7 protein-coding genes are annotated in these 10,564 nt (G+C 46.4%); 4 read left to right on the top strand and 3 right to left on the bottom strand.

The window, feature by feature from the left end; translation table 11 throughout:
• The 3 genes from N836_RS71865 to N836_RS71855 all read left to right on the top strand — a co-directional run.
• Positions 1 to 389: transposase (locus N836_RS71865; RefSeq protein ID WP_023071803.1), on the top strand; the 389-nt coding region annotated here is incomplete at its 5' end.
• Positions 390 to 541: 152 nt separating this feature from the next.
• Positions 542 to 724 (top strand): hypothetical protein, encoded by a 183-nt coding sequence (locus N836_RS71860; RefSeq protein ID WP_023077002.1) that lies wholly within the window; start codon positions 542 to 544, stop codon positions 722 to 724.
• 141 nt (positions 725 to 865) lie between these two features.
• A complete protein-coding gene (locus N836_RS71855; protein ID WP_023077001.1) occupies positions 866 to 2,551 on the top strand; it encodes a hypothetical protein in 1,686 nt (561 codons plus the stop codon).
• Positions 2,552 to 2,680: 129 nt separating this feature from the next.
• Here N836_RS71855 and N836_RS71850 read toward each other — a convergent pair whose 3' ends face one another.
• The 3 genes from N836_RS71850 to N836_RS71840 form a co-directional block, all read right to left on the bottom strand.
• Entirely contained in the window at positions 2,681 to 3,772 is a 1,092-nt protein-coding gene (locus N836_RS71850) for an IS481 family transposase (RefSeq protein WP_023077000.1), read from the bottom strand.
• Positions 3,773 to 3,965: 193 nt separating this feature from the next.
• Positions 3,966 to 8,147, bottom strand: a complete 4,182-nt coding sequence (locus N836_RS71845; protein ID WP_023076999.1) for an nSTAND1 domain-containing NTPase — start codon at positions 8,145 to 8,147, stop codon at positions 3,966 to 3,968.
• 304 nt (positions 8,148 to 8,451) lie between these two features.
• Entirely contained in the window at positions 8,452 to 9,582 is a 1,131-nt protein-coding gene (locus N836_RS71840; RefSeq protein ID WP_023076998.1) for a site-specific integrase, read from the bottom strand.
• A 500-nt stretch (positions 9,583 to 10,082) separates the two neighbouring features.
• Here N836_RS71840 and N836_RS0139930 point away from each other — a divergent pair.
• A partial coding sequence (locus N836_RS0139930; protein WP_031294754.1) for a hypothetical protein occupies positions 10,083 to 10,564 on the top strand: 482 nt, incomplete at its 3' end.

Below are 10,564 nucleotides of genomic sequence, written 5' to 3'. Positions count from 1 at the left end.
CTCTGTTTTTTCAAGCCTTAGCTGCGCGCTATCCTAATGCGGACAAAATCCAGGTTGTGCAGGATAATCTCAACACCCATAATGTCAGTTCTTTCTATGAATACCTGACGGCTGAGGAGGCCTTTGCCCTTGCCCAACGGTTTGAGTTTCACTACACCCCAAAGTCAGCCAGTTGGCTCAATATGATTGAGATCGAGTTTTCGGCACTGGCTAGAGGCTGTTTGCATCAGCGCATTCCCACACAAGACCAATTAGAGCAAGCGGTGCTCGCCTTGGTGCAAGAACGGCATGACCAGCGTATCCGCATCCATTGGCAATTTTCAGTTGAGGCCGCACGCGATAAATTTCAGAAGCATTATGTCAAAATTCGAGAAGATAAGACTCTCTAAAATGGTAGAAAACTTACTTTCCAGTGTACTGAGTTAGGCAACTTCTTGAAAAGTCCCGGTAAAAGCCGGTTTTTCATCGGGTGTACTTCGGTAGAACGCCAGGATAAGCCTTCTATAAAAGGGGTGTAGCGTTCAATGGAGGCTTAACTGCCATGAAACAACCTAAGCGTCGTCGCTTTTCCCATCGTCAGATGATGGCCTTACAGATGGTTCTGTCTGCCCTGATTCTGTTTACAAAGGGCGGCATTCAAGAGATCTGCATTGTCGTAGGTGAGATGCTTTTTAGCGATGTGCATTCAACTGAATCCGTGGAGTCAAAATCATTGGCTGAATAGTCAACCTGGCTATCTGCATTAGAGCCAGCATACCAAAGCTTCCTTCTCCTTTGCATAATTCGCCTCTGCTGAGCGGACCTCTGCTGCTCAGGAAGGGGAAGGCTGCGCTTTTTTCACTTTTAACTTTAAGGAGAAACAACAATGGCTACGATTCGTCCAATACCTGCCGGTGCCACCTTAGGCAAAGGTGTCGATGCCGAGATGGGGGAAAGCTATGGTTATGCCATCATCTATGACCCACCCACCTCTCTGATTGACGATCAGCCGTTAGGACAACGAGTACGGTTCAATCTGCAACAGATTACCAGCTCGGTAGAACTTAGTAAAATGCTGAATGTCTCAGCATCTGCTTCTGTAGGCTTTGGTCTATTCAGTGCTTCGGCAGAGGTGAACTACGCCCAGCAGCAGTCAGTGAACCAGTACAGCACCTATTTGCTGGTGAGTGTGGAGGTCAAGAATCCCAACCTGATGATGCGTAATCCTCGATTTAAGCCAGAAATTTTCCAGCTTTTGGCGGAACGGGGCTGGGATTGGTTTGAGAACCACTATGGGCCAGAGTACATGGCCGGAGTGGTTACCGGCGGCAGCTACTACGGACTGATTGAGATTAAAACCCTCAGTAAACAGGAACAGCAAGCTATCGCTGTGGCGGTGAGTGCCAGCTATGGTCTGTTTAAGGCATCGGGTAGTTTAGACCTGAAGCTGAAGCAGGCCATTGAGAACAAGGAACTCAAGGTGACGGTGCTGCAAAGTGGCGGCAGTGGCGATCCGGTGGAAACCACGCTGGAGGAGATGATCACTCAGGCGAAGAACTTCCCGAAGCTGGTAAAGGATCACCCCGTCGAGTTCCAGGGCATTTTTGAAGAGTATCGCAAGACGGTGCCGCTGCCCCCTGCAGTGGGTGAAAGTATCTTTTCCCGTGCTCATCGCCTAGCGGTGATGGAAGAACTGGGAATGAAGTACTGGAGCTACAAGGACTATCGTGCCAACCTGCGCTACGTGCTGGATAACTTCTATGGCTTTGAAGACCATCTGGTGCTGACGCCGGAGGAGCAAACTGCTAAGAAAGACCGCTATCGGCAGGATTTTGAACAGATCAGCGAACAGCTAAATGAGCTGCAACGTCGAGCTAAAGCCTGTCGAGCCTCGTTTGATGCTTGTGAACTACCTACGTCTTATTTTGTTGCGACTGAACCACTACCTGAATTTTCGGAGGAAAACATGCTGCTAAAGCAACTGGAAGAACAACTGGCCAAAGTAAGTGAGCAGGTGAATCTGTTGCAGAGTGCGGTGAATCCGGATGAGAATGGTGACATCCGCGTCAGCGGCAAGGTGATTGCGGATGATGGGTTTCAAGCAAAACGAGGAGACTGGCTGCTACGGAGCGATGGCAACGACCTGGAAATTCGGGAGCCTGAACAGGGAAATCAGGTTTGGGCTAAGTTCAACGATGGCAAGAATCTGCACCTGATGGGCACGCCAGATCTTTTGGTGAATGGCAAGGTGGGCATTGGTACCACGAATCCTAAAGGCAAGCTGGATGTGAATGGTAGCATTCGGGTGAGAGGTGGCTCGGCGATGGTGCTGCGAAAGTACACGGGAAATCGGGTGAATACGAGGTTCTCGACCCGTGATTGGATTGCGACAATTGCTGGTTTCCGTGCGTTAGGGGGTGATGTGCAGGAGCATGATCGGGGGGATATTGTGCAGGTGTATCCCTATGAGCGGGATAATCGGTGGTGGTATTTTGCGGATTTTCGGTCTCATGCAAATCGGCATGAGACTTGGGAGGTTTGGGTGTTGTTCATTCGGCGTGAACTGTTCTAGCTAGCAAATAAGTGGAGCATTCTGGAGTATCAGCTCTTTACTTTTTGAAGCTGATGCTCTGTTTGTCTGAAACAGAAACATTTTCTGTGATTATTTGTAATAGATCAAACTTCATCTGACAGAAGGGAGTTATCTGACACTTAGAGATTTGTCAGGTTGTGTTTGATTTTTTACACTCTTTTCTCCGTGTTGATCTAATTGTTTTTCTTTCGCTAAATGCGCACTATCGAGAAAGGTTTGTATGGGTGTCTTGCCATAACAATATCGACCTGAATGAGGTCGTTCCCAATTGTAATACTCTATCCATTCATCTACATCATTTTGTAACTCCTCAAGGCTTTGATACACCTTTTTACGAAACGCAATTTGATAAAACTCTTCTAAAATCGTGCGATGAAAGCGTTCACAAATGCCATTGGTTTGGGGTGATTTTGCTTTAGTTCGCGTATGGTCAATGTCTTCAATGGCCAGATAGAGCTGATATTCGTGGTGTTCTACATTGCCACAATATTCGGTGCCTCGGTCCGTCAAAATCCTCAGTAATGGGATGCTCTGTTCTTCGTAAAAGGGAATCACTCGGTCATTGAGCGTATCAGCGGCCACCAGTGCATTCTTGCGGTCATACAGCTTCACCTGAGCCACCCGTGTGTAGGTGTCAATAAAGGTCTGCTGATAAATCCGTCCGATGCCTTTGATGTGCCCCACATAGAAGGTGTCTTGAGAGCCGAGATAGCCGGGATGATGGGTTTCTATTTCCCCATGGGCTTCCTTGTGCTCCTTCGCTTTTTCGAGGGCTTTTACCTGCGCTTCGGTCAGGATCAGGTTGTCTTGAGCCGCTTTCGTTTCCAACGCTTTGAGACGGAGCTTAAACGTTTGAAGGTCATGACGTAGCCAGATTGAACGAACACCGCCTGGAGAGACAAAGATGCCTTGTTTCTTCAGTTCATTCGAGACTCGCACTTGGCCGTAAGCCGGTTGGTCTGTGGCAAACGCAACCACGGCGGCTTCAATCTCAGGATCCACTCGGTTCTTAGGGCAAGGCTTTTTACGGTCAATGTCGCGTAGAACGGCTTCGCCACCTGTTTCATAGAGTTCTTTATAGCGATAGAACGAATCTCGTGATACGCCCATCACTTTGCAGGCCTTGGATACGTTGCCGAGTGTTTTGGCTAGATTTAGAATGCCTAAGCGGTTCTTTACGATCTTGTCTTGGGTATTCATTGTGACACTCCTGATTCAGTGTGAGTTTACAGGATGTGTCAGATAAAGTCTTAACTATTACAGATTATTGGGGCTTACACTGGTTCAACTTAGTTTGTTCTAAAAATAGAAAACACCGATCTTGATGAATCCGCGTCATCTATTTTCTCTTATTCATGTTTAGAAGACGACTACAGTGCTGCACATACAAATTTCAATAAATACTTTCAGAAACTGAAGCTGTATCAATACATAAACTTTTGCTATCTTCTTCCAAATTAGGAGGATTTTTAGAAAAGTGCAGACTTACTTGTTGACAAGCTTTTTTTACAACCTGATCAGGATTCCATTGCCAAAGTCTTACTATACCTTGTGAATTATTCGTAATAATCAAATCCCTATTAGGAACGAAAGACATAAATCTAAATTCGCTATTCTGTTCTTCAAGGAAAATCAAAGGAGTCCTATTAATATTCCACAGCCCTATAGTTTCACCATCATGAATAGCCACAATATTACCGTCATCACTGAATTGAGCCTTGTGTCCTTGAATAGACTCAATAAAATTTCCCTTAGCTCCCCAGAGTCTTATAGCACCACTATCTTGGGTAGCAATAATATTGCCATTAGGACTGAAAACCGGATTACTTCCCTTCAAAGCAGTGAAGGGTTTTCCGTTTAAGTTCCACAACTTTGTCTCGTAGCTATTTATATTGTCACGAGACGAATATTCATGAACGGTCGCGGCAATAAAACTACCATCAGGGCTAAAAACTGGATTGTAAAGTTTCCGACCATCATGTTGTTTGAGAGACGTTATGAATTGACCATCTTGGTTCCACAGAAATATCATTCCATCTTCGCTAGCAGTAGCAATACTTCCATCAGAGCTGAAAGTCACCGTTCTAACTTCGCTCACATGTTTATCTAGGGAGCTAATCAGTTGACCTTTCTGGTTCCATAGATAAACTCTTCCATGTTCACCTGCGGTTATGGTAGTACTACCATCAGGGCTAAAGAGAGGTTTTTCTCCAAAACCATTGACACTCTTACCTTCGAGAGACGCAATAGGTTGACCATCAAGATCCCATAGTTTTACACGCTGCTCAAAGTCTTCAGTAGTTACAAGAGTATTTCCATCAGGGCTAAAGCCAATACGTATGTAACCAAAATCATCTAAAGAATCATCCAAAATACTTTCTCCTGACAGAGATGCTAAAATTTCCCCAGAGTAGTTCCATAATTTTACTGTCTTGTCTGCGCTAGCTGTAGCGATGGTTTTACCATCAGGGCTGAAGATAACCTGATACACTTGACTACTATGTTTTTCAAGAGACGTTATGAGTTGACCATCAAGATCCCACAATCTCGCAACTCCATCTGTACCATCTGTAGCAAGAGTTTTTCCATCAGGACTAATATCAAAACTGACGGCTCTCTCATTATCTTCATGTAAAGACGAGATTAGTGTTTTATCGATATCCCACATGGTGGCTTTTCCTCCCACATATGGATCAGTTCCAGCATATGGATCAGTCAAAGTCAAAGCTATACCTTTATTCTGATTGAGGCGTACACCGGAAATAGGAATACCATGCTCTTGAAACGACGCGATAAGTTTACCATCCAGATCCCATAGCTTAGCCGTCCCATCTTGACTAGCAGTGGCAACAATGTGGCCATCAGCACTAAATCTTACTTCGTTAATCCGATCACTGTGTCCTTGCCATGAAGTAATGGGTTGACCATTTTTACTTAATAGCCTAATTGATCCACCAAGGCTAGCTATAGCAATGATTTTTCCACTAGGACTGAAACTTATATCAGATATAGCACCAATCTGACTTTCAAGAGAAGTTATAAGTTGCCCTTCATGTGTCCATAGCTTAACCGTTTCATCCTCACCACTAGTCACAATGACATTCCCATCAGGGCTAAAATGCACCTCATAAACTGTGCCTTTATGCCCTCTCAGAGAAGTAATGAGCTTACCATCGAGATTCCATAACTGTGGACCCCTCAAGAAATCAGTCGTTATGATCAAATTCCTGTTTGGGCTAAAATCAATAATATTAGCGGTAGAGAGGAATTCTATTGTCCCGTATCTATCGTTATCAATATGTTTTGGTATGGGTACGATGACTCTTTTTGGGTAGTTCCACAGTAGTACCTTTGCATTGTTGCACGCTACAGCTAGAATTTTCCCATCGGGGCTAAATCTCATATCGTGAATAAGACACTGCTCATCCTCTATCTCGATAGAGTCAATTAACGTACCATTAATCTCGTATAGCAAAACTTTAGGTTTTACCAGCGTTACCCCTGTACCGTCTAAACCATCCCCTGCAACAGCAACGACTTCGCCATCAGGGCTAAACCGAATAGCTTTAGCATCCCCCAAGTGCTCGAAGCCCTGTAGTTCAAACTCTGTTATGAGCTTACCGTCAAGATTCCATACTGCTGTTGATTCGCCAGCAGTAGCGACAACACTACCGTCGGGGCTAAAACTTATGTCATTAGTATTATTTTGATACAAATATTTTATCTCTCTTAGCCCTAAAAAAGAGGAGAGAATTTTAGATCTTACTTGAGCCAATATGATGTGGTTGTCTATCTTGTTCTTCTCCAAGTATTTAAGACTTTGCAAAGCATTAATGAGACCATCAAATGGCTCTCCAATAGCGTTTAGCTTTGCAGAAGTTTCAATTTGAGTCTGAGCAATCTGCAAGAGACTTTCTTTACGGCTACTATTAGCAGCTTGGGCGTACAATACAGACAATACAGTTGTTGTTATTGTTATTAGTAAGCCTACTAATAAAGCGCTAAATCCTAATTGACGCATTTGTCTGCGTCGTTTTTCTGCCAACTGAGACTTCTGAAAAAAAGTGAGTTGGTCTAATGTCATATTCTGTTCAAATCGTTGATAAAAGTCTGTCAGAAGAGATAAGTCGGGAGGACGCCACAGTAAGCCTTCTGCCTGTTTCTTAGTCTGCCAGTTCTGAACAGCTGCTTCTAGTTGTCGATGAAATCGGATGTTATCGCGGTTATCGTCCAGCCAATTATTTAAACGCTGCCAATGCTCAATCAACGCCTCATGGGTCACCTCAACCGTCTCATTACCCTCATTGTCCGCCGCAAACGTCAGCAACCTCGCCTCCCGCCAGGCAAACAGCTCAATCACTTCTCGCACCTGAGCCATCGTCGTTTGCTGCGCCACTAAGCTACTCACCTGCGCCCGTCGCCGAGTATCCCGAGTGCCTTCCCCTAGCTGAATCACCCCCAAAAACACCCGCCGCGCGATCGCCTGCTGCTCCAGCGTCAATGTCTGAAAGATCGCCTCTGCCTTCTTCGCCAGTGCTCCCCCCACACCTCCAATCTCTTGCAAGGTTTGACCGGGTTCCATCCCGTCCCGCAGTCCATTCCAAATATCACTCAGCGCCACCTGCAACAGAGGCAATGCCCCTTCCCGCTGCTGGGTCTCTTGAACCAACAGCGTCACCGTGGCCGCATCTAGAGGATGCCTTGCCTTTTCCGCTGGTTTGCTAATCGCTTGCCGTAATTCTACCTCATTCATCGTCGGAACCAAGTAACCATGCTTAGAAAACAGCCGATTCAGCCAGGGATGAGACTGGGTTTCTCCTAAAAAGTCACTGCGCAGCGTCACCACCACGATCACCAACCGCGATTTATCTGCCGCTGCCGTCAGCAGGTTATTGATAAAAATCAGTCGCTGACGTTTATCCTTGCACTGAGAGTAAATCTCCTCAAACTGATCTACTGCAACAATCACAGGAGAAAATTCAGTTCCTGGCAGTGACCTGACAATGCGCCATAGCCCGTCGTATTGTTCTCGCTCATTGCGCTGCTGCAATTCCCGGTAAAACTCTCTCGCCTTTGCGACAGGTGAATCATCCCCTGTCGCCATCCGTGCTAAAGCTAAGGCCAACCCCTTCAATGGTTGAGTCCGAGGCTCCAGAATCGCAACCCGAGTATGCTCCTGGCTAGACAGGGAATGCTGACCAATCACTGGCAGTAACCCCGCTCTCACCAGCGACGACTTACCCGACCCCGATGGCCCATATACTGGCAAAAACCGAACTACTGAAGGATGATCATACAGAGCCTTTAGCATTTTCCAAAGCTTATAGGTCTGCTGGCGGCGACCAAAGAAAACGGTATGGTCTTCTTCTCTAAACGCTCTTAGACCCCGATAGGGATTTGGGCCAAGTTCCGAATTGCTAATGGGTTCCACATCTGGTTCCGCAGCCCGTGGAGTGGAATAATAAATTGAAAGATTCTCTACCCGCCAGATGACGTGCCCATAATTAGTAGCTACATTCTGCTGGTTAGTCTGGTTGACAGCTAAATGTTCCTCATTATGGGGCACGTCTGACATAGCTAGGAAATCGGATGCATAACAGCGAGCAAATGGTCTGTACCAAGCCAGCTTTCTAATTCAGCTAGACCTTTTTCACCAAGCTGATCGCCTCAAAACTCCATCATGATGGCAAATTCCCGGATTGTAGAAGTACACTACTTAAACAAAATTTGATTATCGCGACATATCTACGTTGCGGTTGATAGCCGGGTTAAACTGTTTTTCCAACGTAGACAATCGTCACACGCATAACAGAAAACCGTTTTGATATTCAAACGCCGATCGGACTATTGCATCTAAAACAGATAAAAGGGCACAGACATCAAAACTCCGGTAGCCGAGGCCGACTATTCACACTACCCGCATAATTCTCATACAGTGTCTGCACATCATGCCCCGTCAACTGCGCTACCTCCACCGGATTCATCCCCATATTCAACGCATGGGAAATAAACGTATGCCGCGTATTGTAAGGCTTCCGATAATCAACCCTGGACTCTTCTAAAACCGAAGTCCAGGCCCGATTCCTAAAATTATGATCATCGATCGCACCACCCTTCGCAGACCTAAACACTAACCCATCTGGCTCAGGCTTCTCAGGCCGTCTCCGCAACAACATTTTCTGCAGTTTGTCAGATAACGAGATTGTTCTCGCCCGATTTGTCTTTGTCGCTTTTCGTACCCCACGGGTCAGTGATTCCCCAATCCAGATAGAGCTACAATCATCCGTCAGATGCTTCCAACGCAGACCGATCGCCTCAGCAGTCCGGCAGCCAGTGCCAAACAAAAACTCCACATAATCCGTGTAGTAGCTGTAATAGCGACTTTTCTTAAACCCCTCAACGATGGCAGTCATTTCCTCGCGAGTAAAAGGCTTAGGCATCTGTTTGGGCTCAACCCGCACTCGCAAAATCATATCCACCCAAGGGTTCGACTGGCCTGCCTCTAAATGATCATCAGCAATACCCCAGTCCCAGGCCGCTCGGATCAAAGTAAGCCGCTCCCGGCAAACCATGGGCGATAGCTTTTGCTTCGTTAGCCATTCCATAAATTGCTCTGCTGCCTTTTCATCAATGGCAGCCGCAACCCGGTTTTCAAAGTAGCGCTCCAGATATTTCAGCGTTGCATCGTACTTATCCAAACTTCTGGGCAATAACCGCTTCGCCTTATACTTCATAAAAAGCTCGAAAAGGCCTACCACAGAAAGGCCTTCGCTATTTTGGGTATGAGGCTTGTACTTTTTCAGGGTGAGGTCAAAGTTGCCCGACGCAATATCCAGCTCAATGATCGTCGCCTTTTGCTGTGCCACCTGGCGGTTGACCTTAGAGTCTGGAAGCCCGATAGATAGAGCATATCGCTTGCCTAGGTACCGCCACCTGAGTCTCAATCGCCCTTGATACTCCTCAATTGAAACGGTGCCTTTGGGGGATTTTTTTCGGGTCGTTTGCGGCATATTTCATACCCAACTCATACCCAAATGCTACCCAAACTGACCAAAAGTGACCCAATATTTTGATGAACCTACCCCATAGGGCAAGGCTCAAAAGGCTTGATAAATATGACAAAACCCGCTCAATGAGCGGGTTCCAATTAAATCGGAGCGGCGGGATTTGAACCCACGACCCCTACTACCCCAAGGTCAGTCGATGTCGCTTGAGACGCCTATCTATCAAGCAATTGAGAGAATAATGTACAGCTATAGTCCAGTTACAGACTATTTTGCAGAATATAAAAGTTATTAGAGCCACGCTCAGAGACCACTAGGTCAACTCCTGAGCGCTCAGGTATTTTCCAGCAAGCTATCGCTCTTTTTACAGATGCCAGGTTTTTAGGCATCGTTTCTTGCGAAGCTTAACTGGATATTGGACATTTTGGACAGAACGAATAGCAGCTTAATTTTTGTTCAAAGCATGGGAGTTAGCAAGGACCGTCAATCAGAATGAGGGCACTTGATTGTCTACGATTGCTGGTACGAGCAAACCAGATGAATTGCCACCTGAACCTAAAATGCAGGACGGAGATTTGAAAATAGAAACCCCATTAACGGTTGAACCTAGCCCAGAAAATCAAGCTATCGATGCCCCGGTGATTTTTGCCCACCTTGAAAGTGCGGTGAGATCGACAGCGATTTCCCCCGATGGACGACGGATGATTGCTGGGTTAGGCAATGGCACCCTGCAACTTTTTAATTTGATCAGCGGCACCCCCATCGGGCAACCCTTCCAGGGCCATCAAGACATCGTCTGGTCGGTAGCCTTTTCCCCGGATGGTCAGACCATTGTCAGTGGCAGTAGAGACAAGACGATTCGCCTGTGGAGTCTGGAGGGCACTCCTATCGGGCAACCCTTCCAGGGCCATCAAGACATCGTCTTGTCGGTAGCCTTTTCCCCGGATGGCCAGACCATTGTCAGTGGCAGTGCTGACAAGACGATTCG

This window comes from Leptolyngbya sp. Heron Island J (genome assembly GCF_000482245.1).
GTDB lineage: Bacteria > Cyanobacteriota > Cyanobacteriia > Phormidesmidales > Phormidesmidaceae > Leptothoe.
Note: the sequence above shows the minus strand (reverse complement) of the source record. Positions and strands in the feature narration are given on the sequence as shown.